The following is a 25,045-nucleotide window of genomic DNA, read 5'->3' on the forward strand; positions in this document are numbered from 1 at the left end:
GATCTTGAGCTAGGAGGAACGCCATGGCTGGTCGTGGACCTGCCCCGAAGGACCCCCGGCGCCGCGCCGGCCACCGCAAGGACGGCCACCAACAGACGGTGCTCCGCTTCGAGCTGGCCGAGGCGCCCGAACTGCCGCCGCTGCGGGCTCGCCAGGGCGACGAGATGGTCGAGGTGCCGTGGCCCGCGGCGACCCTGGAGTGGTGGGAGATGTGGAAGGCGTCCCCGCAGGCCGAGCACTTCACCTCGACCGACTGGTCGTTCCTGCGGGACACGGCCCTGGTGCACGCCCGGCACTGGAACGGAGAGTCGACGGCCGGCGCCGAGCTGCGCCTGAGGGTCGCCAAGTTCGGCGCCACTCCGGAAGACCGGGCCCGGCTGCGGATGCAGTTCGCCCAGGCCGACGAGGCCGACTCGAAGCGCCCGCCCGGCTCCTCCGCCGAGGAGCAGTTCGCCGACCTGAAGGTTCTGCCGGGGGGTGGGGCGGATGCCGTGGCGGGGGCCTAGGTACGAGGGGGAGCTTCCGACGCTGGGCTACCAGGTCATCAACTGGTTGCACACCTACCTGGCGGCCCCTGACCGTTCCGACTACGTGCCGTTCCGACTGACGCGGGAGCAGGCACAGTTCGTGCTGAACCTGTACGCGGTCGACCCGCGGACGGGCGAGCGCCGGTACCGCAGGGCGGTCCTGTCGCGGCCTAAGGGCTGGGGCAAGTCGCCGCTGCTGGCCGCCCTCACGTGTGCCGAGGCCCTGGCGGACGTCGTCCCTGACGGTTGGGACGCCAACGGTGAGCCGGTGGGCCGCCCGTGGGCCTCCCTGCGCACGCCGTGGCTGCAGCTGGCTGCCGTGTCCGAGGACCAGACGAAGAACGCGTGGGCGCCGCTGCTGGAGATGCTGCGGGAGGGCCCGGCACTGGACGAGTACCCGGGCATCGAGCCGCTGGACACCTTCGTGAACCTGCCGCAGGGCCGCATCGAGTTCGTGACGAGCGCGGCCACGTCTCGGGAGGGCAACCGGCCGGTGTGGTGTGTCCTGGACCAGACGGAGGAGTGGCGCGCATCGAACGGCGGGGTGAAGTTGGCGGCGACGTTGCGCCGGAACCTGGGCAAGACGGCCGGCACGTCGGTGGAGTCCCCCAATGCCTACATCCCGGGCGGCGGGAGCGTCGCGGAGTCCTCGGCCGAGTACTTCAAGCGGATCCGTGAGGGCCGCGCCCGGGACGAGGGCCTGCTGTACGACCACCGGGAAGCGCCCCCGGAAACTGACATGGCTGACAGGGACTCGCTGATGGCCGGTCTGCTCCACGCCTACGGCGATTCCGCGGCGCAGGCCGGCGGCTGGGTGAACCTGGACCGGATCGCCGCCGAGGTGTGGGACCCGGACACGGACCCGCAGGACGCCCGTCGCTTCTACCTCGGCCAGGTCACCCACGCGTCCGACAGTTGGATCACGCAGCCGGAATGGGCCGGGGTGGCTGACGTCGAGAAGGTGGTCGGCGAGCGGGAGGCGGTCGTGCTGGGCTTCGACGGTTCCCGTCGGCGTTCCCGGGGCGTCACGGACGCGACGGCCCTGGTGGGCTGCCGAGTCGCCGATGGGCATCTGTTCTTGCTGGGCTGCTGGGAACAGCCTGACGGTCCTGAAGGCGAGAACTGGCAGGTCCCAGTCGTCGAGGTGCTTGCGGCCGTCGAGGACGCCTTCAAGCGCTACCGGGTGGTGGGCATGTACGCCGACCCCGCGAAGTGGGAGTCGCACGTGGCGACCTGGGAGGCGAAGCACGGGCGCCGGCTGAAGGTGAAGTCGACCCTGCAGCATCCCATCGAGTGGTGGATGACGGGTGGCCGCGCGCACCTGATCGTGCGGGCGCTGGAGAAGTTCCGCTCGTCGGTCGTCGAGGACGAGCTGACTCACGACGGGTCCAGCGTGCTCACGCGGCATGTGCTGAACTCGCGCCGCCGGCAGTCCCGCGTCGGTGCGCAGATCGCCAAGGAACATCCCGACTCGCCCCGGAAGATCGACGCTGCCGTGGCCGCGGTTCTCGCCTGGCAGTGCCGGGTCGACGCCCTGGCCAAGGGCCTCGGCAAGGAGAAGGCGGGAATGGGCCTACCCGGCAAGGGGCGCGTCATCGTCCTGCGCTGACCGACCGGATGGAAGGAGGGCTGCCATGGCCCACAACTGGGGCACGTCCAAGAGGTCCAGCCGACTGCCGGGGAACTGGCAGAAGATCCGGGCCCAGGTGCTCGACCGAGATCGGATCTGCCGCATCTGTGCTGTACGGCCGAGCACGATCGCGGACCACATTGAGGCGATGACCGATGATCACCGGCTGGAAGCGCTTCAGGGCGTCTGTGCGCCGTGCCACCGGGTGAAGACATCCGCCGAGGCCGCCGCGGCCCGCGCTGCCGCCCCCAAGCCGGGCCGCCGGCGCCCGCAGGAACCCCACCCGGGGCTGCTGTAGCCACCCGCTGCTTGCAGGCGCCCCAATCGTGACTTGAGACTCGGCCCGCCCGTACTCCGCCGCGATCACGGACATGGCCGGGAGCTAGTGGAGGTCGGCCGGGTCGTTGGCGGTGATGGGACGACACTTGGGGTCGCTGTGCCTGTGGGCGTGCTGGTCGGGGCGGACAGCCGAGGCCGAGTCGACGGGAATCGTCTCGTAGTCCGTGCCACGGATCGCCCGGTCGCAGCGGGAGCAGATCCGCATCAGGACCGCACCGGGCAGGCGTAGACCTCGAACGGCAAGCCGTACCCGTCCTGATGGACGATCACGGTGTCCCGCCATACGCGAGCGTCGGTCAGCGGCGCACCGCAGGCGACGCAGTTCCGCCCCTGGATCTGCTCCCAGGTCAGGGCGTCCACCTGCGGCACGGGTGCGTCCTGGCAGTGGACAGCCGCAGCGGGCAGGTTGCGCTGCTCCCGGCATGGCGCGCACGCGTACAGGGGCTTGGGAGGGCCGGAGGTCGACTCGCCCCACTGGACCGCCAGCGCCGTCTCGGAAGGCCCGTCGTGCCAGTTGCACCAGCCGCCGGGGAGGACGGGGAACTCCACCGGGTTCGCCTGCTGCTCCATCATGCAGTCAGGATCTTGTGACGCGGGGTACGCGCTCGATACCCGGACGGTAATCTCACTGTGGGATAGCTTCCCGTCCCAGCTGCGGAACCCCGGGGGCCGGCCGTGACCACACCGCTTGTACCGACGTCGCTGCCCGACTGGGCCTGGGAGCGGGCCGACGTCCGCGAAGCGCTCCGCGCCCGTGACATCGGAGCTGTGTTTCGTCACGTCCAGCAGTACAGCGGCGCCAGCCAGGCGCGCATCGCGGCCGCGGTCGGCATGACGCAGGCCCGCGTCAACGAGATCATCAACCGGCGCCGTGAAGTGTCCCGACTGGACGTGTACGAGCGGATCGCCGACGGCCTGAACATGCCGGACGACGCCCGGCACCTTCTCGGCCTGGCCGCCAGCCGCGAGAAGCGTTCCGGCGGCGCGGCGTTCGACCTGGCCGCGTTCCCCGAGGTGGTCCGCGTGTACTCCGCCCAGGCCGCGGCCCGCGCCGAGATCCAGCAGCAGACCCGGGCCGCGAAAGAGCTGGACATCCTTGCCGTCCGAGGGCTCGGTCTGATCGGTCTCAACGACTCCATGCTGCGCGCCCACCTCGGCCGCCCTGACGGGCGCCTGCGGGTCCGGGTTCTGCTGCTCGACCCCGAGGGGCCTGCCCTGGCCCAGCGCGCCGCGGAGATCGGGGAGTCGGCCGAGTCCCTGGCTGGCGGCGTGCGGCTTTCCGAGGCCCGCCTGCGGGAGTTGGCCGATGTGTGCGACGTCGAGGCGTACCGGTACGGCATGCTGCCGACGTGGCGCATCATCCGCACGGACAGCACGATGTTCGTCGGAGCCTTTGATGCGGGCTGGGAAGGGCATGAGAGCGCCACGTACAAGGTGATGGAGACCCCGCACGGGCCCCTGTACCGGGGGTTCCGGCGCATGTTCGAGGCGGTCATCGATGAGGCTGAGCGAACGGTCTGACGGAAGGGAGAACGTCACGTGATCGAGGCGGAACTGAAGGCGCGCGTCCACTCGCCGGAGACGGTCATGCGGGCGCTCGACGACCGGGCCACCGCCCGGACCGAGGTCTACCAGGACACGTACTACGACCGGCCGGGCGGCAGCCTTGAGAAGGCGGGCCAGGAACTGCGGGTGCGGACGGTCCACGGCGCGGAGGAGACGCGCACGGTGCTCACTTACAAGGGCACCGCGGTCGATGAGGAGTCCGGGTCGAAGCCGGAGCACGAGACCCGCGTCGAGGACGCCGAGGCGGTCCACGCGATGCTGCGCGGACTCGGGTACACGCCGTTCATCGCGTTCGAGAAGCGGTGCCGGAACTACGACCTGGAGGAGCGCGGCCGGCGGATGCTGGCCACGCTGGTCCGGGTCCCGGAGATCGACGGCACGTTCCTTGAGCTGGAGACGCTCGCCGACGAGGATGACCTGGCCGCGGCTCTCAACGACGTCCGGGCCGTACTCGGCGAGCTGGGCCTCGCCGACGGGGACCTGACCCGGGAGACCTACACGGGCGCCGTCGCCGCCCAGCGGGGCTCAAATCCCTGACATCGGCGCGACCTGCACTGACACCGGCTGACACTCAATCCGGGTGTCAGCGGGGGTGTCAGGGCCTGCTGGCGGCCCGTTTCCTTAGGCCAATGCGCGTGCGCGCGCGAGCTGACACCTGGCTGACACCCCCGCTGACACCCTTTGAGGTGTCAATCGGGCATAGCGGGTGTCAGTGGATGTAAGCGGACCTTGCTCGGGTCCTGCTCGGCCTGCTCGACTGCAGGTCAGCGTCTGCTCGCGGGCTGCTCGCGCCTGCTCGTGGATCTTCAGCGAGCAGCCCCGAGCCGACGCCGAGCAGGATCCGACCTGCGACGGAGCAAGCCGAGCAGAGTCCGAGCAGGGAACAAAAGGGCCGGAATCACCCCGGACACTGCCCCAATATGTCCCGGACATCCCCCCGGACAGCACCCGGACACAGGGCGCCCAGCCTGGACAGCGTCCAGGGATTGTCCGCCTTCCGTCCGGGGTGCATATCGGGATGTATCGGGTGCTGTCCGGGGAGTGTCCAGCCCGGTTCCACCCTAAATGTGCGGTTGTGGTCGTGGTCACGGTGGTCACGCAGGCCAGGGCGGTACGCCGCCGCTTGGTCACGCCCGGGGCGGCCAGGGACACGCAGGTCAGGGCTCGGCAGCTGCCCGGCAAGAACCTGGCTATGGACCGCGGGCGCCCGGTCGTTGCCGGGGTCTGCGGTGGACGCGTCCCGACCATTCTCCGCACTGCGGAGGGTGGTCACGGGGTGAGTACTCCTCACCTCATCCTGGGATCGCAGGAAATCCATCCGCCGGCCGGACGGAATCCTCACGGCCGGAAGGCTGACAGCGAAGCGAGTGCTGCTCACGTCGAGTCAGGGGCGTCGACAGTAGCGACACCCTGGCCTAGAGCTGCGTGGGGGTCCTGGCCCACCCAGGCTGGCGGCGCCGCTTACCGTCGGAGATCGCGACGGTATTCCGCGGGGCCGTTCACTCGTTCATTCACTCGTTCACCCGCCGGGCCGCGTGAACTCCTGCTGGCTCCTATGCGCGCACGTGCGCGTGCGCGAGAACCCTCGTCGGCGTCAAGGGCCCGGAGTGAACAGCTTGACCCGCCCGGCAAGTACCCGGCAGACACCCGGTTATGACCGGGTGCGAAGTGGCGGTACTTGGCGCGTCAGCTGACGTCACCGCCACCGTCAGAACCGCAGGTCGAATCCCAAATGACGACATCGCCCCGGGACACGCCGAAGCGCCCTGCCGTCCGCCCCCGGTTGCATCAGGGGCGGACGGCAGGGCGCCGTCAGTACCGGTACCAGTGCCGGTACTCAGTACCGGTGGCGACGCTCGGCGTCGATGGCAGCCAGGAGCCGACGGTACCGGGCCAGGCCGTCGCGGTACCGGTCGACCTCCGCCAGGTGGCTGTCCAGCCCGGCCAGGTCCAGCTCGACCCCGTCCTCCTTGAACTCCGACAGCTGCAGCCACACAGCCGCGGCGGACGGGGCGGTGGCGGTCGAGTGCAGCTGCAGCTCGGCACCCAACTGCGGATGGAAGACAGGCGTCGGGTGGCCGGCGCGGTCACGAGGCGGCATCACCTCAAGGAGGCTGCTCTTGTGGAAGCAGTCGTCGGCCCGGTCGTCCCAGTAGGCGTGATCGACCGTGCACCAGTCGGGGCAAGTGATCGTGGCGGTGGCGCCGCCGAGGGTCGGGCCGGTGTACGTCTTCATCGGATGTCCTCCGGGTTCACGCGGTTGGCGGCGATCCAGGCGGTCCGCTCCGCGTTGTAGGCGGCGAGGCGGGCGGCTTCGTAGCAGGGGGCGAAGCTGTCGATGCTGCCGTGGTCCTCGCAGCAGAGGACGCAGTAGGCGGGTCCGGTCAGCGGCTCGTCCACGCTGAACATCCACGCGTGGCCGTTCTTGTCGGCCGCCTTCGGCGTCGGGTCGATCCACTGGAGGGGGCGGCCCGGGGCGGTCGTGCGGACCAGGGCGGGCGGCAGGGGCATTTGCGATGCCACCTGCGGTGCAAGGGTCGGCATGCCGCTTACCGTCCGATCGTGTCGTCGAAGCACGAGCCGGTGCACGTCGCCCTGACGTGCTTGACCAGAGCGTTCCGGAACGCCGGGTCGTTCGTGAACCGCTCCTGCTGCTCGTTGAGGCGCTGGAGACGGTCGAGCCGCATCTGCGGGTACGCGCGGTCGATGGCCCGGTACTCGGCCTGCACCCGGTCACGGCACGGCCCCGCCGGCTCGTACTCCAGGAAGTCGATCAGCAGGTTCTGGTTCTCCCTGAGGCGGAAGGCGCCGTACATGCTCAGGTACAGCTCGACGGACTCCCGGATGTACTCCACCGACCAGCTGTCGGGGTTCTCGTCGGACGCGGTGGTGCAGGAGTCATCGAGGGCCACAGCCAGCATGTCGCGGGTGACCGCCAGGTGCAGGCCTACGACGGCGCGGGCTTCGTCTCCCGGCTCCGTGGCGCCGTACACGTCGGAAGGCTTGGTCGGCTGCGGGTACGTCGGGCGCGGAGCCTGCGTTCCGTCGGGCCGGGTGTAGAGAATGGTCATGGTTCCGCCTCCTGTGGCGTTGGACCGTGGGCCGGCCCGGGAGGCACCCCGGGCCGGCCGTTCTCGTCTTGCGGTGATCACTTGCGCGGTACCGCGAAGATCACGTTGCGGGTGCCCCCAAGGGCTCAGAGGCCCAGTGAATATTGGGCTCAAGGCCTTGGGAGGCTTGGGCGTAAAGGGCTCCGAGGCCTTGTGAGTATTGGGCGCGGAGCCCTACGGAGGATTGGGCCGGAGCCCTTTACCCCCTAGCCGGGAAGCGGGTCGCGCGACCCTTCCGCGGGCGCCTTCATTTGGATCGCACGCTGCACCGTTCCCGCCTCCGGGAAGGGCTGGATAGATCGGTAACGACCTGCGGTTCTCCCCTTGAGGAGAGGGGGAGGACTTGGGTCACACGCTGGGCGAACTCGCCGCCGCGCACGCGTCCCGCCACAGCTGGTTCTGCCGCACGTTCCGCAGCAGCAGCGCCACGACCGTCCACGGAAGGACAGCCCCCTTCGCCACGTTGCACGGCCCGCAGGCGAGCACCAGGTTCCGCTGCCGCCACGTCTTCCACAGCACCCGCGGCACGTAGTGGCGGGGCTCCATGCGGCCCAGCGCAGCGGCCTCCGTGGGCCTGCGAACGACCGCGGTCCCCATCACTCGGCACCGTCCTGGAGCGCCTGCAAGCGAGCCCGCAGCGGCAGCAGCCCGTACAGGGCGTGCGCGGTGATCGCGGCGGCCAGGTCGCCGAGGCTGGCCGGATCGAACTCCGGGTGCTCCCCGTCGATCTCCACCACGACCTTCACGTCCCGGCTCCCCGACTCGGCGAACGGGAACTGCGTCAGGTTCGCGGCCAGGAACTCGACCCGGCCGTGCCCGGGGATGTCCACGGCAGCGACGTGCCGCATTCCGTCGTGGCGGATCCCGGACCGGTGGTTGCCCGCCGGGTGCCCGACGACGCACCACGACGGCTCATCCAGGGTGACCGGCCCGTGGTCGAGGGTCTCGACCGTGACCGTGCGGGAAGCACTCATGACTGGCCGCCCTTCACGCGCATCGCCACGGGCCAGTCGCTGATGTCCACGTAGTGCCAGGCTGCCAGGAGGCCCCGGACCACCAGGTCGTGTTCCAGCTGACCCAGGCCCTCGACGACGCGCACGGTCAGCGTCTCGTCGTCGGCGAGGATCCCGCCCATGAAGTCCCCGTCGTCCGCCACGTGCTCGATGGTGGCGCCGCAATCGGCCAGGACGGCTGGGAGGGGCTCCGTCAGGAAGTCCCAGCGGGAGAAGGTGAAGGTGCTCACGCGGGCACCCCCGGGAGAAGCGGGTTGATCTCGACCTCGAACGGAGTGGGCAGCGGGTCCAGGTCCATGCCGAGGGCCTGGCAGATCAGGTACCGCGGGAAGAAGTCCGCCTCGAAGGCGCCCAGGTTCGGCGAGAGCAGGAGCGTGATGCGACCACCACGGACCACGACCGCGCCGAAGAACGCCGGGTCGGTGATTTCGGAGGTCAGGATCCGGACCTCGTACTCGGCAAGCAGGGCCGCGAGGTCGGTGTCGAAGATGTAGTCGAAGGTCTTGTGGCCGGCGGGGACCCGCTCGGCGACCATCTGCATCCGCGTCGGCGCTACGGCCTTGACGACGGACGCTACGGTGTTGGACATGGTTCGACTCCCTGTAGTGAGGGGTTCGGATCACAGGCCCCGGACAGGCGTTGACGCGCCTACCGGGGCCGTCCTCGTTTCCGAGGCGACGTGTTTAGTTTGCACACGCCTATAGGTAAAGTCAACACTTGCCCAGGGAGGGCCGACCCCTCTCCCGTACACATCCAGTACACATGAGGGCAGGACACTCGGGGATAGAACGGGATAGCAGCAGAGGCAAAACCTGCAGGTCAGGGCCCCGTTCAGTCATTTAGGCAGGCGATCAAGGGACATCCAGCGCACACGGCCTGCGTTCGCCACGCGGGTGCGGCGCACACCAAGCAGTACGAGCGGTACCAGCAGTAGCCGAAGGCCCCGGCCGCCCCCCTTCCCCAGGGGAGCGGCCGGGGCCTTCGTGTGTCTGCGGCCTTCATGTGCCTCCCGAGCCCTCGGCGGGTGAGGGTCGGCCGGTGGGGGCTCAGCGGGCGGGCTGGCGGGGGCGGGCGGCGCGGGCCACCGCGACGACCGCCTTCTCCAGGGCGTACGCCGCGTCGTCGCCGCCGCCCTTGACGCCCGCGTCGGCCTGCGCGACGGCGCGCAGGGCCTCGGAGACGCCGTCCGCCGACCAGCCCCGCATCTGCTGCCGGACCCGGTCGATCTTCCACGGCGGCATGCCGAGGTCGCGGGCGAGGTCGCCGGGGCGGGCGCCCCGGGGGGCCGAGGCCAGTTTGCCGATGGCCCGCACCGCCTGGGCCAGCGCGCTGGTGATCAGCACCGGCGCGACCCCGGTGGACAGGGACCAGCGGAGGGCTTCGAGCGCCTCGGCCGCACGGCCCTCGACCGCGCGGTCCGCGACCGTGAAGCTGGAGGCCTCCGCCCGGCCGGTGTAGTAGCGGCCGACCACGGCCTCGTCGATGGTGCCCTCGACGTCCGCGCACAGCTGGGCCGCCGCGCTCGCCAGCTCCCGCAGGTCGCTGCCGATGGCATCGACCAGGGTCTGGCACGCCTCGGGCGTCGCCGACCGGCCGAGGGTCCGGAACTCGCCCCGTACGAACGAGAGCCGGTCCGCCGCCTTCGTCATCTTCGGGCAGGCGATCTCCCGGGCCCCCGCCTTGCGGGCCGCGTCCAGCAGGCCCTTGCCCTTGGCACCGCCCGCGTGGAGGAGGACGAGGACGATCTCCTCGTAGGGCGCGTCGAGGTACGCCTTGACTTCCTTGATCGTGTCCGCAGACAGGTCCTGCGCGTTGCGCACGACCAGGACCTTGCGCTCGGAGAAGAGCGAGGGGCTCGTCAGCTCGGCCAGCGTGCCGGGCTGGAGCTGCTCGGACGCGAGGTCGCGCACGTCGGTGTCGGCGTCGGCGGCCCGGGCGGCCGCCACCACCTCCCGCACCACGCGGTCGAGGAGCAGGTCCTCCTGGCCCACCGCGAGGGTGAGCGGGGCGAGCGGATCGTCGGTTGAGTTCTTCCTGGTGGCCATCGCCTCCAGCATCCCACGCCGCACCGACAGCGCCCCGCCCCGGATACCGGAGAATGATCCGGTGAACGTGCGCCATGTACTGGTCCTGCCCGACCGCGACGCCGCCGACGAGGTGGCCCGGGAGCTGGTCGACCGCTTCGGCCTGCCCGAGGAACCACAGCTGTTCCGCGACGCCCTGGCCGGCGAGGACGACGCCGAGGACGCCCAGTGGCTCGTGGTCGTGGAGGACCCGAAGGAACTCCTCGATCCCACGGCCCTGGACGACCTCGCCGCGGACCACGACGGCTGGCTCGAAGCCCCGTAGGACCACTCGCCCCCGGCTCCGGCGGCCCGTCCGGCCTGTCCGGCCCGTCCGGCCCGCTACGCCTTGTGGACGATCTGGACGTCGAGCTTGACCTGCACGCTCATCCCGATCGCCGCGATGCCGTGCGCCAGCATCGACTGCCAGTTCAGGGTGAAGTCCTCGCGGTGCAGTTCGACCGTGGCCCGGCAGGCCGCCCGGGTCTCGCCCTCCAGGCCCGTGCCCACCCCCAGGTACTGGGCGTCCAGGGTGACCGAGCGGCTGACGCCGTGCAGGGTCAGGGCTCCCGCCACGGCCCAGCGCGTGCCGCTGCGGTGGATGAACCGCTCGCTGTAGAACTCCACCGTCGGGTGGCGCTGCGCGTCCAGGAAGTCGGCCGAGCGCAGGTGGTCGTCGCGCAGCCGGACCCCGGTGTCGATGCTCGCCGCGTCCATGATCACGTGCATGGAGGAGTCCTCCATGCGGTCGGCTATCCGCACCGCCCCGGCGAAGGTGTTGAACCGGCCGTGGATCCGGGCCAGGCCGATGTGCCGGGCCGTGAAGCCGATGGAGGAGTGGGCGGGGTCGAGCTCCCAGTGCCCGGGCTTCGGCAGCAGCGGCGGCTCGATCGCGTCGAGCACGATCTCCCCCAGGCCCGGCTGCGCGCGGTCCCCGACGATCGTCGCCCCGTGGTACGGCGCGTACCCCTCGGCCGAGACCGCGATCCGGTACTCCCCCTCCGGAACCGCGGCGATGAATCCGCCGTAGGGGTCGGTCTCCCCGCTGACGATCCGTCGGCCGATCGGATCCGTTACCTCGAACCGGGCCTGACGGACCGGCTGGTGAACCGTGTCGAGCACCCGGCAGCTGAGCAGGCCCGCCATCGGCGGCAGCGTCAGCGTCGCGGATCCGGGTGGGCTGGAGCCCGCGCCCGTCTCCATACCCCGTCGGCGACTGAACATGGTTGATGCACCCCCGTGCGCTGTGTGGACTTGAGTCTTGAATCGGTCTGGCGAAAACGCATTCGATCATGCCGGTGGGTTGGGGGCAAACAGAACACTCGCACCCGGTATGGCCGCGTCGCCTCCGCCGCCGACCGGCTGGAAACACCCGTAGCCCCGGACCCGCTCCGGTGACCGCCACCGAACCGTCGGTATCGGTGCGCAGTACGGCCGCCCCCGCCGCCCGCAACCGCGCGAGCGTCTGCGCCGCCGGGTGACCGTAGCGGTTGCGGGCCCCGACCGGAACGATCGCGACACGGGGGCCGATCACCGCTTGCAGGGCGGGGTCCTGGTGCGCGGAACCGTGGTGGGCGACCTTCAGGACGTCCACGGGCCCCCAGCGCGGACGGTCCCTCAGCAGCTGCCGCTGAGCGGCCGGTTCGAGGTCACCGAGCAGGAGCAGCCGCAGCCCGGCGCTGTCGACCAGCAGGGCCACGCTCGCGTCGTTGGGGCTGTCGGGCGGCGGCCCCGCCCCCGGCCCGGCGGGCGGCGGCCAGAGCACCTCCCAGGACAGCGGGCCGATCCGGCGCCGCTCCCCCGTCCGGGCCACCTCCACCGCGATGCCCGCGGCGGCCGCGGTCCGCCGCACGAACGCGGCCTGGCCCGGTGGTTCGGCCAGCGTGGTGGTCTGGATCACCCCGACGGTCCGTCCGCGCAGCACGCCGGCCAGCCCGCCCACGTGGTCGGCGTGAAAATGTGTCAGAAGCAACAGCGGCACCCGCCGCACCCCCAGGGCCCGCAGACACGCGTCCACCGGTCCGGGATCCGGGCCGGTGTCCACGACCACCGCCGTCCCCGGCCCCGCGGACAGCACGCCCGCGTCCCCCTGGCCCACCGCGCACTGCACGTAGCGCCACCCGGGCGGCGGCCAGCCGGTGAGGGTCCGGATGAGCTGCGGGGGCCGCAGCAGGGCGAGGAGCAGGAGCAGGGCCGTCGCCGCGCAGGCCCAGCGGTACCGGCCCAGCCGCGCCGCCAGTCCCACGACGCCCAGGGTCACCGCCGCCAGCAGCAGGCCCCCGCCGATCCCGCCCGGCCAGGACAGCTCCGCCCCGGGCAGTTGCGCACCCGCCCGGGCCACGGCGGCGATCCACCCGGCGGGCACCCCCGCGCACCAGGCCAGCGCCCGCGCCGCGGCCATCCACACCGGGGCAACGGCGAGCGCGGCGAACCCCAGCACGGTCGCCGGACCGGCCGCCAGCTCGGCCAGCAGATTGCAGGGCACCGCCACCAGACTCACCCGGGCCGCGAGCACCGCCACCACCGGTGAGCACACCGCCTGCGCGGCCGCGGCGGCGCCCAGCGCCCCGGCGAGCCGATCCGGCACCCCGCGCCGCCGCAGGGCCCCGCTCCACCGCGGGGCCAGGGTCAGCAGGGCCCCGGTGGCCAGGACGGAGAGCAGGAAGCCGTAGCTCCGCGCCAGCCACGGGTCGAGGAGCACGAGCAGCACCACGGCCGCGGCCAGGGCCGGGATCAGGGACCTGCGCCGCCCGGTGGCGAGGGCGAGCAGGGTGACCGCACCGCAGGCGGCGGCCCGCAGCACGCTCGGCTCGGGCCGGCAGACCACCACGAAGGCCAGGGTCAGGACCGCCCCGCCCAGGGCCGTCCCCCGCAGCGAGAGTCCGAGCCGGGGTGCCAGCCCGCGCCGCTCGGCGTGCTGCGCGGTGCTCGCGGGGCCGATCAGCAGGAACAGGACGACGGTGAGGTTGGACCCGGACACCGCCAGCAGGTGCAGCAGGTCGGTGGCGCGGAAGGCGTCGTGCAGATCGGACGGCACCCGGGAGGTGTCCCCGACCACCAGCCCCGGCAGCAGGGCCCGCGCGTCGGGCGCGAGCCCGTCGGTGGCCGTGCGCAGCCCGGCCCGCAGCCGTCCCGCGAAGCGCTGGGCGAGGTCCGGGCCGCCGGTCACCGCGGGCGGGGCGTTCCCCACGGGCCGCAGCAGGGCCACCGCCCGCTCCCCATCGCGCGCCGGAGCCAGCCGGGCCGCGACCCGCAGCCGGGTCGAGGGCAGCAGCCCGTCCCACCCGGGGCGCCCCGCCATCACCAGCACGGGCGTGGCCACCCGGGTCCGGGTCCCGTCCGGGCCCGTCACCCCGGTCACCTCGGCGTCCAGGAGCAGCACGGGCGGCCCGGCTCCGGCCCTGGCCGGCCGTGGATCCGAGCCGACCGTCAGCTCCGCGGTGACCAGGGCGTGCTGCCGGGCGAGCCCGGCCACCGGACCGGCGCGGGCCGCGGCCCGGTCCAGCCCGGCCACCGCGGCTCCGGCGGCCGCGCAGAGCAGGACGGCCGCCACGGCGGTCCCGACCGCCCACCGGGGTTCACGGCGGCGGCACGCCACCAGGACGAGCACCCCCGCCCCCGCCGTCGCGAGCACCACCCCGGCGGCGGTCCGACCGGCCGGCGCGTCGAGGGCGAGCGCGGCCGCCGCCCAGGCGGCGAGCGCGGGCACCGCGAGCCGCAGGTCCACCGGCCCCTGAACAGGCGTCCCAGGCGGCCCCGGCGGCCGGTTCACGGCCGGACCAGGGCGCGCAGGTCGGCGAACCGCCGCTCACCGATGCCGCTGACCTGGCGGAGCTCCTCCACGGAGCGGAAACCGCCGCGCGCGGTGCGGTAGTCGACGATGTGCCGGGCCAGCACCGGGCCGACGCCGGGCAGGCCGTCCAGTTGCTCGACCGTGGCGGTGGCGAGGCTCACCGGGCCGGGGGCCGCGGCGGAAACCCCGCCCGGCCCCGGACCGGCCCCGCCCGCACCGCTCCCGCCCGCGGCGGGCTGCGCGGGGACGCCGACCAGCACCTGCTCGCCGTCCACCAGGATCCGCGCCCGGTTCAGCCCGGAGGTGTCCGTGCCCGGCCGGACGCCCCCGGCGGCCGCCAGCGCGTCCTCGACCCGGGCCCCGGCGGGCAGCCGCCGGATCCCCGGCTCCCGGACCTTGCCGCCGACATCGACGACGATCGGCGCACCACTGGACGGCGCCGCGGCCGGAGCAGCCGATGGAGCAGCCGCCCCGGTGGGTAACGGGGTCGCCACCGCCCCCGCCGGGGCCAGCGGCGGAGCCATGGCGGCGGGCGCGGTCACCGCCTCCGGCCCCGCCGACCAGTACTGCTGTCCGGCGAACCCCACGGCCGCGACCAGCACCACCGCGACGGCCCCCAGCGTCCGCGGCTCCAGCCCGCACCGCGTCTGCACCCACACCGGCATCCGCTCCCGCACCACGAGCGCCCACCCGCCGCGGGACGCCCGCGACTCCCCCTCCCCGGGCCCGCCGACGCCCCCACCGGGCGCAGGGCCGGGCGCAGGGCCGGGCGCAGGCCCAGGCGCGGCCACGGACACCTCCAGCGCCTCCGCCACCCCCGGTGGGTCCGGCGGGGCCTCCCTGACCCCGTCGGCGTTCAGCAGGGCCTCCGCGCGGCGGCGCAAGGCCGGGGAGGTCGGGGCGGGCGTGCGGCGGCCGGTCCGGTGGCGGGTTCGGCCGTCGGAGGCGCGGGAACGGCCCGGGCCACTGGTGGCTCCGGAGGACGGTGAGGTACGCGTACGAAGAGTCATGCCAGCGACGGTAGGGACGAATTCCCCGCCCCGTTCGGAGCCCTCGATTCCGGTGGACAGACCCTCCGTTGTGGAAAACTCCGTCACCCCTACGAGGGCCCGCGAGGAGTCAGCGCGGCGAAATGACCGCCGCCAGCAGCCCCGGCCCGGTGTGTGCGCCGATCACCGCACCGACCTCGCTGACGTGCAGCTCCACCAGGCCCGGAATCCGCTCGCGGAGCCGGTCCGCCAGCTTCTGGGCGCGCTCCGGGGCCGCGAGGTGGTGCACGGCCACGTCCACGGCGCCCGATCCGGCACGCTCCACCGCCAGCTCTTCCAGGCGGGCGATGGCCTTGGACGCCGTACGCACCTTCTCCAGCATCTCGATGCGCCCGCCCTCCAGCGTGAGCAGCGGTTTGACGGCGAGCGCCGAGCCCAGCAGGGCCTGGGCCGCGCCGATGCGGCCGCCGCGGCGCAGATAGTCGAGGGTGTCGACGTAGAAGTACGCCGACATGCCCGCCGCCCGCTTCTCGGCGGCGGCCACCGCCTCGTCGAGGGAGCCCTCCGCGTCGGCGACCTCGGCGGCGGCGAGGGCGCAGAAACCGAGGGCCATGGCCACCATCCCGGTGTCGACCACCCGGACCGGCACGGGGGCCGTCCGGGCCGCCACCACGGCGGCGTCGTAGGTCCCGGAGAACTCGGCGGAGAGGTGCAGGCTCACGATCGCGCGCGCACCGGCGTCCGCGGCGGCCTGGTAGGCCCGGACGAACTCCTCCGGGCTGGGCCGGGAGGTGGTGACCGAGCGGCGCTTCTGCAGGGCCAGGGCGAGGCTGCGGGCCGAGATTTCCGTGCCCTCTTCGAGGGCCTCGTCGCCGAGGACCACGGTCAGCGGCACGGCGGTGATTCCGTGCCGCGCCATCGCCTGTTGGGGCAGGTAGGCCGTGGAATCGGTGATGATCGCGACATGGCGGGACATGAGCCGGAGGGTACCGGCAGCGGGCGGAGTCCGGCAGCCCGGTCCACCACCGGCTCGTCCTGCCATGTCGCCCGGCGGCCGACCGAGGGTCCGCCGGCCGGCACCTCGCGGGGCCTGCCCAGCCCTCCCCGGGCCGAAACACGGGCGTAAGGGAACCACCGAGCGAGACCCCGGACCGGCACCGCCCGGAACGGATCGGCACCGCCCGGGACACGGAAGCCGAGCCCGCCCAGGACACGCCCCCACCCCGAGCCGGGGCCGAGCGGGGCTCAAGCTCCGCTCAGGTGGTCGTCTCCGGCCGCGCGGCCTTGTTCCACGGGTACGCGGTCCGCGCCGCGGCCTTCGGCAGCGCAGCCGCCGGGCCCGGGGCGGGAGCAGGGGCGGCTGCGGGCGGCGCGGCCGCCCACCCGGGCAGGTCCCCGGACCGGTCCCCCGACGGGTCCCCCACCAGGTCGTCCACCGACTCGCGGGACCAGTCCCGCAGCGCCCCCGACTCGACCTCGATCTGCGCCGACAGCACGCTCAGGTCGTCCTGCGCGAACCGGCGGGCCCGGTCGCGCGCGGCCCAGCGCAGGGAGTCCGCCGCCTGCGTGACCCGCTCGGCGCGCTCCCGCAGCTCCGGCAGCCGCTCCGCGATCCGCTTCTTGTCCGGTTCCTGCTCCAGCAGCTTGAGTTCGTCGTCCAGCTCGTGCCCGTGGGCGCTGAGCCGCTCGAACAGGCCGATCGACTCCTTGAGCGAGGCGTCCGTCTGCACGCCCTGGTAGAGGGCCTGCTGCGTGGACCTCATCGACATCCGCAGGTCCAGCCGCATCTGGGCGAGCGCACCGGCCACCCCGACCTGGCCGAAGCTGCGCGCCTTCAGGCTGGTGTCCTCGACGGTCCGGCGGGCCTGCGTGATCGTCCGGTCGACGCCGCGCTTGGCCGCCCCGACCACCTTCACGGTGACCCACGCACCCAACCCCAGGAAGGTGAACAGCACCATCAGGGCCATGATGATCAACGCGGCCTCCATGAGGTTCCCTTTCCCCTACGACTACGACTACGACTACGACTACGACCACGAAGGCGACTTCGACCACGACGTCTTCGTCCTCCCACCGTAAACGCCACGGGCAGGCCAGGGGTTCCAATCGAACCCCCAACCTGCCCGTACGGGATGACCCCTAGACCGCGCTCAGAACACTCTCAGAACGCGCTCCCGCGGCCTCAGATGACGATGTTCACCAGCTTCGGCGCACGCACGATCACCTTGCGGATCTCGGCCCCGCCCAGCGCCTCGACCACGCCCGCGTCGGTCACCGCCAGCTGCTCCAGGTCCGCGTCCGAGATCGTCGGCGGCACCTCCAGGCGGGCCTTGACCTTGCCCTTGACCTGCACGACGCAGGTCACGCTCTCGTCCACGACGTACGCCGGGTCGGCGACCGGGAAGTCCTGGTGGACGACCGACTCCGCGTGGCCCAGCCGGTGCCACAGCTCCTCCGCGACGTGCGGAGCCAGCGGCGCCACCAGCAGCACCAGCTGCTCGGCGACCGTGCGCTCCAGCGGGCGGCCGGCCTTGGTCAGGGCGTTGTTCAGCTCGGTGATCTTCGCGATGGCCGTGTTGAACCGCAGTCCGGCCAGGTCGCCGCCCACCCCGTCGATCGCCTTGTGCAGCGGACGCAGGGTGTCCTCGGCCGGCTCGGCGTCGACCACGGTGACCGTGCCCGTCTCCTCGTCGACGATGTTGCGCCACAGACGCTGCAGCAGCCGGTACTGGCCGACCACGGCCCGCGTGTCCCACGGACGCGAGACGTCCAGCGGACCCATCGCCATCTCGTACAGGCGCAGCGTGTCCGCGCCGTACTCCTCGCAGATCTCGTCCGGGGTGACGGCGTTCTTCAGGGACTTGCCCATCTTGCCGTGCTCGCGCTTGACGCGCTCGCCCTGGTAGAAGTAGCCGCCGTCGCGCTCCTCGACCTCGGCCGCCGGTACGTACACACCGCGCGAGTCGGTGTAGGCGTACGCCTGGATCATGCCCTGGTTGAACAGCTTGTGGAACGGCTCCGCCGAGGAGACGTGCCCCAGGTCGAACAGCACCTTCGACCAGAAGCGCGCGTACAGCAGGTGCAGCACCGCGTGCTCGGCGCCGCCGACGTACAGGTCGACGCCGCCGTGCGGCGCGCCCTCGCGCGGGCCCATCCAGTACTGCTCGATCGCCGGGTCGACCAGCGCCTCGGAGTTGTTCGGGTCCAGGTAGCGCAGCTCGTACCAGCAGGAACCGGCCCAGTTCGGCATGGTGTTGGTCTCGCGGCGGTACGAGCGCACTCCGCGCCCGTCGCCCAGGTCCAGCTCCACGTTGACCCACGCTTCGTTGCGCGACAGCGGGGTCTCCGGCTTGGAGGTCGCGTCGTCGGCCTCGAAGGTCCGCGGCGAGTAGTCCTCGACCTCGGGCAGTTCCAGCGGCAGCATCGACTCGGGCAGCGGGTGCGCGACGCCGTCCTCGTCGTAGACGATCGGGAAGGGCTCGCCCCAGTAGCGCTGGCGGCTGAACAGCCAGTCGCGCAGCCGGAAGTTGATGGTCCCCTCGCCGATGCCGCGTCCGGCCAGCCAGTCGGTGATCGCGGCCTTCGCCTCGACCACGCCCAGGCCGTCCAGGGAGACGCCCTCGCCGGTCGAGTTGACGATGGTGCCGTCGTACGAGGAGAAGGCGTCCTCCCACTCCAGCGGGTCCGCGTCGCGGTCGTCCGTGGGCGCGACGACGCAGCGCATCGGCAGCTCGAAGGCGCGCGCGAAGGCGAAGTCGCGGCTGTCGTGCGCCGGGACGGCCATGATCGCGCCGGTGCCGTAGCCCATCAGCACGTAGTCCGCGATGAAGACGGGGACCTGGTCGCCGCTGACCGGGTTGGTCGCGTACGCGCCGGTGAAGACACCGGTCTTGTCCTTGGCCTCCGCCTGCCGTTCGACGTCCGACTTCGAGGCGGCCTGCCTGCGGTACGCGTCCACGGCCTCGCCGGGGGTCGCGTTGCCGCCGGTCCACAGCTGGTGGGTGCCCTCGGGCCACTCGGCCGGGACGATCTTCCCGACCAGCTCGTGCTCGGGCGCCAGCACCATGTAGGTGGCGCCGAACAGCGTGTCGGGGCGGGTGGTGAAGACGGTGATGGCCTCGCCGTCGCCGACCGCGAAGTCGACGCGCGCGCCCTCGCTGCGGCCGATCCAGTTGCGCTGCTGCAGCTTGATGGCCTCGGGCCAGTCCAGCGCGTCCAGGTCGTCCAGCAGGCGGTCCGCGTAGGCGGTGATCCGCATGTTCCACTGGCTCAGCTTGGCCTTGAAGACGGGGAAGTTGCCGCGCTCGGACCGGCCGTCGGCGGTGACCTCCTCGTTGGCCAGTACGGTGCCCAGCCCGGGGCACCAGTTCACCGGCGCGTCCGAGGCGTACGCCAGCCGGTACTCGTTCAGTACGTCGGCACGCTCGCCGGCGGTCAGCGCGGCCCAGGGGCGGCCTCCGGGAACCTCACGGGAGCCGTCCTCGAAGGCGGCGACCAGCTCGGCGATCGGGCGGGCCGTCTTCGCCTCGGCGTCGTACCAGGAGTTGTAGATCTGCAGGAAGATCCACTGGGTCCACTTGTAGTAGTCCGGGTCGATCGTCTCGAAGGACCGGCGCTTGTCGTGGCCCAGGCCCAGGCGGCGCAGCTGGACCTTCATGTTCTCGATGTTCGCCTCGGTCGACACGCGCGGGTGCGTTCCGGTCTGCACGGCGTACTGCTCGGCCGGCAGGCCGAAGGCGTCGAAGCCCAGGGTGTGCAGGACGTTGTGGCCGGTCATCCGCTGGTGCCGGGCGTAGACGTCGGTGGCGATGTACCCCAGCGGGTGGCCGACGTGCAGGCCCGCGCCGGAGGGGTACGGGAACATGTCCATGATGAACTTCTTGGGGCGCGCGACCACGGCCGCGTCCCCGGCCAGGTCACCGGTCGGGTTGGGGGCCTCGTAGGTCCCCTCCGCGTCCCATACGTCCTGCCAGCGTGCCTCGATGTCGGCGGCCATGGCAGCCGTGTAGCGGTGCGCCTCGGCCGCCTCGGGGGCCGTGGTGTTCGTCTCGCTCATGTTTTCTGAAGCTCCATCGATCGTCTCTGCCGTCTCTGCCTGCCCAAACGAAAAAACCCCTCGCACAGGAGGGGGCGCCGCGCCGATGCCGACCGTTTCGAAGGTCGGCCCTGTTCAGCGCGGCTCGGTAAGCAGAAGGCGTACGGCACGCATGGCGTCAGGGTACCGCAGGGGCCCCGACGCCCGCTCGGCCGTGCCGCGGGGTGGGCACAACGAGAAGCGGGCCACCCGATCCGGGTGACCCGCTTCTCTTCACTGTGGAGCTATGGAGAATTGAACTCCAGACCTCCTGCATGCCATGCAGGCGCTCTACCAACTGAGCTATAGCCCCTTGCGGTACTGCTTCTGTACTGCTCTGCACTGCTTCTGTACTGCCCGCCGCCTCGGTGTTCCTCGCGGTTCCCCTTGGCGACGTCCCAAACATTACACGGTGATGGCCCTGGTCCAAAAATCGGTTCCGGCCGGGTCCCGGAGCCGCCCGGTCCACCCGCCCCAGGGCCGCGCTTCGCGCCCCGGGGTCACGCCCTCGCGAACTGGTAGAAGCGCTTGAGCGTGCAGTGTTCGTCGAGGAGCCGGCCGTAGATCGGCTCGCCTTCGAGTTCCCGGTACGTCTCGATCGGGTCGCCTTTTATGATCAGCGCCCGCGCGCATTCCTCGCACCAGTACTGGTAGTCGGGGTTGACCGGGTCCATGTCCCGCACGATCGGCGTGCCGTTGTTGCACCAGTCGCACCGGCGCCGGTGTGCACCCATCCGTCAGCGACTCCCTCCCGCCAGGGGCCGCCCTCTCCCCTCCGGCCGTCCGATTCTGCCATGCCGGTGGCGGCGGGGCAGCAGGGACAAAAGCAAGGATCCCGCCCCCTGTTGGGGACGGGATCCTGATTGTGGAGCTATGGAGAATTGAACTCCAGACCTCCTGCATGCCATGCAGGCGCTCTACCAACTGAGCTATAGCCCCGCTCTCCGCTGCGCTCCCCCCGTCTCCGGTGTTCTGCGCTGCGAACAAGAAGAACTCTAGCCTGCGATCCGCCGGAAAGTGAAATCCGGGCCGGTGGGCCGCCGGGACGCCTTCAGTGACGCCCTCGGGGGCACCCTCAGACGTCGTCGCCGAGGACTCAGACGTCGTCGCCGAGCACCGGTTCCGGGAGCGTGCCGGCGTTGTGCTCCAGCAGCCGCCAGCCCCGCGCGCCCTCACCGAGCACGGACCAGCAGCAGTTGGAGAGCCCGCCGAGGCCCTCCCAGTGGTACGGCTCCAGGCCGAGCAGACGGCCGATGGTGGTGCGGATGGTGCCGCCGTGGCTGACGACGACCAGGGTGCCGCCGTCGGAGAGCCGGTCCACGTGCTTGAGGACCACCGGGGCCGCCCGGTCGGCGACCTCCGTCTCCAGTTCGCCGCCACCGCGCCGTACGGGCTCGCCGCGCTTCCACGCCGCGTACTGCTCGCCGTACTTCCCGAGGATCTCCTCGTGCGTCAGGCCCTGCCAGGCGCCCGCATACGTCTCGCGCAGCGCCGCGTCGTGCTCGACGGACAGGCCCGTGACGGCGGCCAGCTCCGCGGCCGTCGCCGCGGCCCGATTGAGGTCGGAGGCGACGATGGCCTCCGGCTTCAGCGAGGCGAGCAGCCGGGCGGCGCGGCGCGCCTGCGCCACACCGTCCTCGGTCAGGTCGATGTCCGTGGAGCCCTGGAAGCGGCGCTCCAGGTTCCAGGCGGTCTGGCCGTGGCGCCACAGGACGACCTTGCGGCCCGCGTTCTTCCCGCCGTTGCCACCGCCACCGGTGCCGGCGCCCGTGCCGGTGTCGATCGTGCTCAGAACAGATCACCGTCCAGTTCGTCGTCGCCCTGCGCGGCACGCAGCGCGGCGTACTCCTCGGCCTTGCCCTTGGTGAGCTTGGCGTCCTCGGGCAGGTCGATCTCGGGGCAGTCCTTCCACAGGCGCTCCAGCGCGTAGAAGACCCGCTCCTCGCTGTGCTGGACGTGGACGACGATGTCGATGTAGTCGAGCAGGATCCAGCGGGCGTCGCGGTCGCCCTCGCGGCGCACCGGCTTGGCGCCCAGCTCCTTCTGGAGCTTCTCCTCGATCTCGTCGACGATCGACTTGACCTGGCGGTCGTTGGGCGCCGAAGCGAGGAGGAAGGCGTCGGTGATCGACAGCACATCGCTGACGTCGTACGCGATGATGTCGTGCGCGAGCCGGTCGGCCGCGGCCTGGGCGGCGGCGGTGATGAGCTCGATGGAGCGGTCCGTGGCGGTCACTGGCCATGCTTTCGGGTCGGCGGGCAGATCCTTACAAGGGTCTCATGTACCGCCGACACCGCCCGCGCCAAAGCCGTGGCGCGGGCGGAAACGCAGGTCAGGGGCGGTGCCCCCGGGGTGATGAAGGGTGATCGAGGGGGCTCAGGGGGCCTTGTAGTCCCTGCCCAGGGTGACCACGACGTCCGCGTTCACCGCGTTCTCGGCCTTCTTGACCACCGTTTCGGGCAGCCCCAGCGTCTTGGCCACATCGACCGCCTTCGCCCGCTGCGCGTCGTCCTGGTAGGTGATCTGCGAGGTGCTCTGGGGCGCCGCGGTCTTGCCGCCGTCCACGTAGCCGTAGCCGCCGTTGAGCAGGGCCGCCTTGGCCGCGAGCTGGGTCTTCTCGCTGCCGGTGGCGTCCCGCAGGCCGACCCGCAGGGCCGTGCCGGGCTTCGGGGCGGTCAGGGTGCCGCCCAGGACCTCCTTGATCACCGTCTTGTTCGCCTCCTCGGTCAGGGCGCCGTCGGCCTTCACCGGGAGCACGTCGGTGCGGTAGGCGCCGGTCTTGGCGTGCTCGGCCAGCTTGGCCAGGGAGCTGCCGAGGGCCTTCTCGTTCAGCGAGGGGTCCAGGATCTGGGCGAGCGTCTCCACGGTGACCGTGGCCGACGCCGGGTCGCTGGGCATCTTGCGCAGCACGGCGTAGAGGACCTTGCCGAAGCGCTCCAGCTGCTTGGCCTCCGGTTCGCCCTGCGCCCGGTAGGTGGCGTAGGCGACGGCCATGGGGCCGCTCAGGGTCTGCTTCTGGCCCTGGGCGACGGCGGGGGTCTTGGCCTTGTCGTCGGCGGGGACGGCTGCGTCCGTGTCCACCTCGATCCCGCTCTCCAGCTCGACGAGCCGCTCCAGGAAGGGGGTGTCGAGGCGCCAGGTGCCGCCGATGCGGGTGCCGAGCATGGTGTCGAGGGCCTCGCGGGTGCCGCCGAGACCGTCCTCTTCCACCGACTTGGCGAGGGGGGTGGAGGTGCCGTCGTCCTTGGGCACGGTGAGGGTGTTGGGGAGCAGGACGGTGGCGCCCCGCTGGGTGGTGACGTTGTCGACGAGCAGCGCGGTGGAGGTGCCGCCCCGCTTGGTGTTGTGCAGGTGGACGACGATCATGTCGCGCTTCTGCGGCCCGGCGGCGGCCGCGGCGCCCTTCGCCTTCGCCGGCCCGTCGAGGAAGGGCAGCTTGCCCGCGTACCAGAGGTATCCGAGCCCCCCGACGACGAAGAGCGCGAGGACGACGATCAGCGCGACCACCCGGTTCTTGCCCCGGCGGCGGGCCTCCTCGCGGCGTTCGGTCCGGCTCTCGGTGAACTTGAGCCAGTCGATGACGTCCTCGGAGTCCTCGTCCGGCTGGTCGATGAAGGCGAACTGCGAGGTCTGGTAGCCGTCCGCGTCGGCCCGCCGCGGCTCGGGGACCTGCGCGGACACCGGCCCCGGAGCGGGCTCGGGGGCCTGCTCGGGCGCCGGCGCCTGCTCGGGGGCGCTCTGCTGCGGGATCCACTGCTGGGTCTGCTGGGTCTGCTGGGTCTGCTGGACCTGCTGCGGCTGCTGTTGTTGCTCTTGCTGCTGCGGGTAGTAGTACTGCTGCTGTTGCTGCTGGTCGTAGCCCTGGTGGCCGTACGGCTGGACCGGCTGCTGGTACTGCGCCTGCTGGTCGTACGCGGGCTGCTGAGCGGGCACCGGGCCGTACACCGGCTGCCCGTACGCGTCGTAGCCGAGGAGCTGCTGCTCCTGGGCTGCGTACGCATCGGCCCGGTCGTACGGATCCTGTCGGTCGTTCACCGCGGGGCCCCTCTCTGCGGAAGCGGAAGCTCAGGCTCCCCGGTACAGCTCACGCTTGTCGATATAGCGCACCACACCGTCCGGCACCAAGTACCAGACGGGGTCGCCCTGGACCACCCTCGCACGGCAGTCCGTGGACGAGATCGCCAGCGCGGGCACCTCTACCAGCGAGACCCCGCCCTTGGGCAGGCCGTCGTCGGTGAGCACGTGACCCGGACGGGTCACTCCGATGAAGTGCGCGAGGGCGAACAGCTCCTCGGCGTCGCGCCAGGTGAGGATCTGCGCGAGGGCGTCGGCACCCGTGATGAAGAACAGGTCCGCGTCGTCATTGCGCGAGCGCAGGTCCCTCAGGGTGTCGATGGTGTACGTCGGTCCGCCGCGGTCGATGTCGATGCGGCTCACCGAGAACTGCGGGTTCGACGCCGTGGCGATGACCGTCATCAGGTAGCGGTCCTCGGCGGCCGAGACGGCCCCGTGAGACTTCTGCCACGGTTCGCCCGTCGGTACGAAGATCACCTCGTCGAGGTGGAAAAGGGCGGCCACTTCGCTGGCGGCCACCAGGTGTCCGTGGTGGATCGGGTCGAATGTCCCGCCCATCACACCGAGCCGGCGCTTGACCGGGCCGGTAGGCATTTCCTGCTCTCCCATGAGCGCAGAGCCTACTGGCCCGGTGGCGCGGCCAGGACTCGGGTTCGAGCACCTGCGCGACGGGCCGGGCGTGCGGCTCAGCGGTCGCGGTTGAGGCGGGTGGTCACCCAGAGCATGAGCAGCAGCAGGCAGAAGGCGCCGCCGCCCGTCAGGTACGGGTTGAGGCTGTCGTGGTTGCTTGCGTGCTCACCGGCACCCTCCGAGGCGAGGAGGACCAGGTTGTGGGCGGTGGAGTGGAGGCTCATCAGGCTGGTTACC

26 protein-coding genes, 2 tRNA genes and 1 pseudogene are annotated in these 25,045 nt (G+C 71.8%); 6 read left to right on the forward strand and 23 right to left on the reverse strand.

Going from position 1 to position 25,045, the window contains the following annotated elements:
- Nucleotides 1-23: 23 nt before the first annotated feature.
- From OHS33_RS11730 to OHS33_RS11740, 3 genes are read left to right on the forward strand one after another with little or no spacing between them, the layout of a single operon-like run.
- Nucleotides 24-506, forward strand: a complete 483-nt coding sequence (locus tag OHS33_RS11730) for a phage terminase small subunit (RefSeq protein WP_330330333.1) — start codon at nt 24-26, stop codon at nt 504-506.
- Nucleotides 487-2,136, forward strand: coding sequence for a terminase (locus OHS33_RS11735; protein ID WP_330330334.1), 1,650 nt, complete (start codon nt 487-489; stop codon nt 2,134-2,136). The genes OHS33_RS11730 and OHS33_RS11735 overlap by 20 nt, the downstream gene beginning before the upstream one ends.
- A gap of 25 nt (nt 2,137-2,161) precedes the next feature.
- The gene (locus OHS33_RS11740; RefSeq protein WP_330330335.1) at nt 2,162-2,455 is read left to right on the forward strand and encodes an HNH endonuclease; all 294 of its coding nucleotides are present in this window, start codon (nt 2,162-2,164) and stop codon (nt 2,453-2,455) included.
- Between the two features lie 245 nt (nt 2,456-2,700).
- Here the strand turns inward: OHS33_RS11740 and OHS33_RS11745 are convergent, their stop codons facing one another.
- Nucleotides 2,701-3,069, reverse strand: coding sequence for a hypothetical protein (locus OHS33_RS11745; protein ID WP_330330336.1), 369 nt, complete (start codon nt 3,067-3,069; stop codon nt 2,701-2,703).
- A 102-nt stretch (nt 3,070-3,171) separates the two neighbouring features.
- Here OHS33_RS11745 and OHS33_RS11750 point away from each other — a divergent pair, with 102 nt between their 5' ends.
- Together OHS33_RS11750 and cyaB are read left to right on the forward strand one after the other, a co-directional pair.
- Nucleotides 3,172-4,017, forward strand: a complete 846-nt coding sequence (locus tag OHS33_RS11750; protein ID WP_330330337.1) for a helix-turn-helix domain-containing protein — start codon at nt 3,172-3,174, stop codon at nt 4,015-4,017.
- An 18-nt stretch (nt 4,018-4,035) separates the two neighbouring features.
- Nucleotides 4,036-4,599: a class IV adenylate cyclase gene (cyaB, locus tag OHS33_RS11755; RefSeq protein ID WP_330330338.1), complete on the forward strand. Its 564-nt coding sequence runs from the start codon at nt 4,036-4,038 to the stop codon at nt 4,597-4,599.
- Nucleotides 4,600-5,899: 1,300 nt separating this feature from the next.
- Here cyaB and OHS33_RS11760 read toward each other — a convergent pair.
- From OHS33_RS11760 to holA, 8 genes are all read right to left on the reverse strand, one after another.
- Nucleotides 5,900-6,298: a DUF6907 domain-containing protein gene (locus OHS33_RS11760; protein WP_330330339.1), complete on the reverse strand. Its 399-nt coding sequence runs from the start codon at nt 6,296-6,298 to the stop codon at nt 5,900-5,902.
- Nucleotides 6,295-6,573: a hypothetical protein gene (locus OHS33_RS11765; RefSeq protein WP_330330340.1), complete on the reverse strand. Its 279-nt coding sequence runs from the start codon at nt 6,571-6,573 to the stop codon at nt 6,295-6,297. Before OHS33_RS11765 ends, OHS33_RS11760 begins: the two co-directional genes overlap by 4 nt.
- Before the next feature lie 38 nt (nt 6,574-6,611).
- Entirely contained in the window at nt 6,612-7,133 is a 522-nt protein-coding gene (locus OHS33_RS11770; protein WP_330330341.1) for a hypothetical protein, read from the reverse strand.
- 387 nt (nt 7,134-7,520) lie between these two features.
- A complete protein-coding gene (locus tag OHS33_RS11775; protein ID WP_330330342.1) occupies nt 7,521-7,718 on the reverse strand; it encodes a hypothetical protein in 198 nt (65 codons plus the stop codon).
- Between the two features lie 50 nt (nt 7,719-7,768).
- Nucleotides 7,769-8,146, reverse strand: a complete 378-nt coding sequence (locus OHS33_RS11780; RefSeq protein WP_330330343.1) for a DUF6907 domain-containing protein — start codon at nt 8,144-8,146, stop codon at nt 7,769-7,771.
- On the reverse strand, nt 8,143-8,415 hold the full coding sequence (locus OHS33_RS11785) for a hypothetical protein (RefSeq protein ID WP_330330344.1): 273 nt from the start codon (nt 8,413-8,415) through the stop codon (nt 8,143-8,145). Before OHS33_RS11785 ends, OHS33_RS11780 begins: the two co-directional genes overlap by 4 nt.
- A complete protein-coding gene (locus OHS33_RS11790) occupies nt 8,412-8,774 on the reverse strand; it encodes a hypothetical protein (protein WP_330330345.1) in 363 nt (120 codons plus the stop codon). The genes OHS33_RS11785 and OHS33_RS11790 overlap by 4 nt, the downstream gene beginning before the upstream one ends.
- 457 nt (nt 8,775-9,231) lie before the next feature.
- Nucleotides 9,232-10,230, reverse strand: coding sequence for a DNA polymerase III subunit delta (gene holA, locus OHS33_RS11795; RefSeq protein WP_330330346.1), 999 nt, complete (start codon nt 10,228-10,230; stop codon nt 9,232-9,234).
- A 61-nt stretch (nt 10,231-10,291) separates the two neighbouring features.
- Between holA and OHS33_RS11800 the strand changes: the two genes are divergently transcribed.
- A complete protein-coding gene (locus OHS33_RS11800; RefSeq protein ID WP_330330347.1) occupies nt 10,292-10,534 on the forward strand; it encodes a hypothetical protein in 243 nt (80 codons plus the stop codon).
- 56 nt (nt 10,535-10,590) lie between these two features.
- Here OHS33_RS11800 and OHS33_RS11805 read toward each other — a convergent pair whose 3' ends face one another.
- The 14 genes and pseudogenes from OHS33_RS11805 to OHS33_RS11870 all read right to left on the reverse strand — a co-directional run bounded on the left by OHS33_RS11805 (nt 10,591) and on the right by OHS33_RS11870 (nt 25,032).
- Complete coding sequence (locus tag OHS33_RS11805; protein WP_443065285.1) at nt 10,591-11,472, reverse strand: YceI family protein; 882 nt, start codon at nt 11,470-11,472, stop codon at nt 10,591-10,593.
- A 148-nt stretch (nt 11,473-11,620) separates the two neighbouring features.
- Nucleotides 11,621-14,020: pseudogene (locus tag OHS33_RS11810) on the reverse strand (ComEC/Rec2 family competence protein); the annotation flags it as partial.
- Nucleotides 14,017-15,051: a ComEA family DNA-binding protein gene (locus tag OHS33_RS11815; protein WP_330330348.1), complete on the reverse strand. Its 1,035-nt coding sequence runs from the start codon at nt 15,049-15,051 to the stop codon at nt 14,017-14,019. The gene OHS33_RS11815 and the pseudogene OHS33_RS11810, both read right to left, overlap by 4 nt.
- A 109-nt stretch (nt 15,052-15,160) precedes the next feature.
- A complete protein-coding gene (locus OHS33_RS11820) occupies nt 15,161-16,006 on the reverse strand; it encodes a DegV family protein (protein ID WP_330330349.1) in 846 nt (281 codons plus the stop codon).
- Between the two features lie 280 nt (nt 16,007-16,286).
- A complete protein-coding gene (locus OHS33_RS11825) occupies nt 16,287-17,018 on the reverse strand; it encodes a hypothetical protein (protein ID WP_330330350.1) in 732 nt (243 codons plus the stop codon).
- A 194-nt stretch (nt 17,019-17,212) separates the two neighbouring features.
- The gene (gene leuS / locus OHS33_RS11830) at nt 17,213-20,086 is read right to left on the reverse strand and encodes a leucine--tRNA ligase (RefSeq protein WP_330330351.1); all 2,874 of its coding nucleotides are present in this window, start codon (nt 20,084-20,086) and stop codon (nt 17,213-17,215) included.
- A gap of 258 nt (nt 20,087-20,344) precedes the next feature.
- Nucleotides 20,345-20,417 (reverse strand) — tRNA-Ala (locus OHS33_RS11835).
- Nucleotides 20,418-20,604: 187 nt separating this feature from the next.
- Complete coding sequence (locus tag OHS33_RS11840; protein WP_008738908.1) at nt 20,605-20,838, reverse strand: hypothetical protein; 234 nt, start codon at nt 20,836-20,838, stop codon at nt 20,605-20,607.
- Between the two features lie 132 nt (nt 20,839-20,970).
- Nucleotides 20,971-21,043: transfer RNA gene (locus OHS33_RS11845), tRNA-Ala, on the reverse strand.
- A gap of 157 nt (nt 21,044-21,200) precedes the next feature.
- A complete protein-coding gene (locus OHS33_RS11850) occupies nt 21,201-21,887 on the reverse strand; it encodes a histidine phosphatase family protein (protein ID WP_330335018.1) in 687 nt (228 codons plus the stop codon).
- Between the two features lie 5 nt (nt 21,888-21,892).
- Nucleotides 21,893-22,339, reverse strand: a complete 447-nt coding sequence (gene rsfS, locus OHS33_RS11855; protein ID WP_330330352.1) for a ribosome silencing factor — start codon at nt 22,337-22,339, stop codon at nt 21,893-21,895.
- 141 nt (nt 22,340-22,480) lie between these two features.
- Complete coding sequence (locus OHS33_RS11860; RefSeq protein ID WP_330330353.1) at nt 22,481-24,139, reverse strand: LCP family protein; 1,659 nt, start codon at nt 24,137-24,139, stop codon at nt 22,481-22,483.
- Nucleotides 24,140-24,169: 30 nt separating this feature from the next.
- Nucleotides 24,170-24,787, reverse strand: a complete 618-nt coding sequence (gene nadD / locus OHS33_RS11865; protein ID WP_330330354.1) for a nicotinate-nucleotide adenylyltransferase — start codon at nt 24,785-24,787, stop codon at nt 24,170-24,172.
- Between the two features lie 77 nt (nt 24,788-24,864).
- A complete protein-coding gene (locus OHS33_RS11870; RefSeq protein ID WP_330330355.1) occupies nt 24,865-25,032 on the reverse strand; it encodes a hypothetical protein in 168 nt (55 codons plus the stop codon).
- Between the last annotated feature and the right edge of the window lie 13 nt (nt 25,033-25,045).

Origin of the sequence: Streptomyces sp. NBC_00536, from assembly GCF_036346295.1 — a bacterium.
Taxonomy (GTDB): Bacteria; Actinomycetota; Actinomycetes; order Streptomycetales; family Streptomycetaceae; genus Streptomyces.

Bases quoted from the DNA above. Each gene is read 5' to 3' on its own strand.
- OHS33_RS11730 (WP_330330333.1), top strand. From the start codon at position 24: ATGGCTGGTCGTGGACCTGCCCCGAAGGACCCCCGGCGCCGCGCCGGC.
- OHS33_RS11735 (WP_330330334.1), top strand. From the start codon at position 487: ATGCCGTGGCGGGGGCCTAGGTACGAGGGGGAGCTTCCGACGCTGGGC.
- OHS33_RS11740 (WP_330330335.1), top strand. From the start codon at position 2,162: ATGGCCCACAACTGGGGCACGTCCAAGAGGTCCAGCCGACTGCCGGGG.
- OHS33_RS11745 (WP_330330336.1), bottom strand. From the start codon at position 3,069: ATGATGGAGCAGCAGGCGAACCCGGTGGAGTTCCCCGTCCTCCCCGGC.
- OHS33_RS11760 (WP_330330339.1), bottom strand. From the start codon at position 6,298: ATGAAGACGTACACCGGCCCGACCCTCGGCGGCGCCACCGCCACGATC.
- OHS33_RS11765 (WP_330330340.1), bottom strand. From the start codon at position 6,573: ATGCCCCTGCCGCCCGCCCTGGTCCGCACGACCGCCCCGGGCCGCCCC.
- OHS33_RS11770 (WP_330330341.1), bottom strand. From the start codon at position 7,133: ATGACCATTCTCTACACCCGGCCCGACGGAACGCAGGCTCCGCGCCCG.
- OHS33_RS11775 (WP_330330342.1), bottom strand. From the start codon at position 7,718: ATGGAGCCCCGCCACTACGTGCCGCGGGTGCTGTGGAAGACGTGGCGG.
- OHS33_RS11780 (WP_330330343.1), bottom strand. From the start codon at position 8,146: ATGAGTGCTTCCCGCACGGTCACGGTCGAGACCCTCGACCACGGGCCG.
- OHS33_RS11790 (WP_330330345.1), bottom strand. From the start codon at position 8,774: ATGTCCAACACCGTAGCGTCCGTCGTCAAGGCCGTAGCGCCGACGCGG.
- holA (WP_330330346.1), bottom strand. From the start codon at position 10,230: ATGGCCACCAGGAAGAACTCAACCGACGATCCGCTCGCCCCGCTCACC.
- OHS33_RS11805 (WP_443065285.1), bottom strand. From the start codon at position 11,472: ATGTTCAGTCGCCGACGGGGTATGGAGACGGGCGCGGGCTCCAGCCCA.
- OHS33_RS11815 (WP_330330348.1), bottom strand. From the start codon at position 15,051: ATGACTCTTCGTACGCGTACCTCACCGTCCTCCGGAGCCACCAGTGGC.
- OHS33_RS11820 (WP_330330349.1), bottom strand. From the start codon at position 16,006: ATGTCCCGCCATGTCGCGATCATCACCGATTCCACGGCCTACCTGCCC.
- OHS33_RS11825 (WP_330330350.1), bottom strand. From the start codon at position 17,018: ATGGAGGCCGCGTTGATCATCATGGCCCTGATGGTGCTGTTCACCTTC.
- leuS (WP_330330351.1), bottom strand. From the start codon at position 20,086: ATGAGCGAGACGAACACCACGGCCCCCGAGGCGGCCGAGGCGCACCGC.
- OHS33_RS11840 (WP_008738908.1), bottom strand. From the start codon at position 20,838: ATGGGTGCACACCGGCGCCGGTGCGACTGGTGCAACAACGGCACGCCG.
- nadD (WP_330330354.1), bottom strand. From the start codon at position 24,787: ATGGGAGAGCAGGAAATGCCTACCGGCCCGGTCAAGCGCCGGCTCGGT.
- OHS33_RS11870 (WP_330330355.1), bottom strand. From the start codon at position 25,032: ATGAGCCTCCACTCCACCGCCCACAACCTGGTCCTCCTCGCCTCGGAG.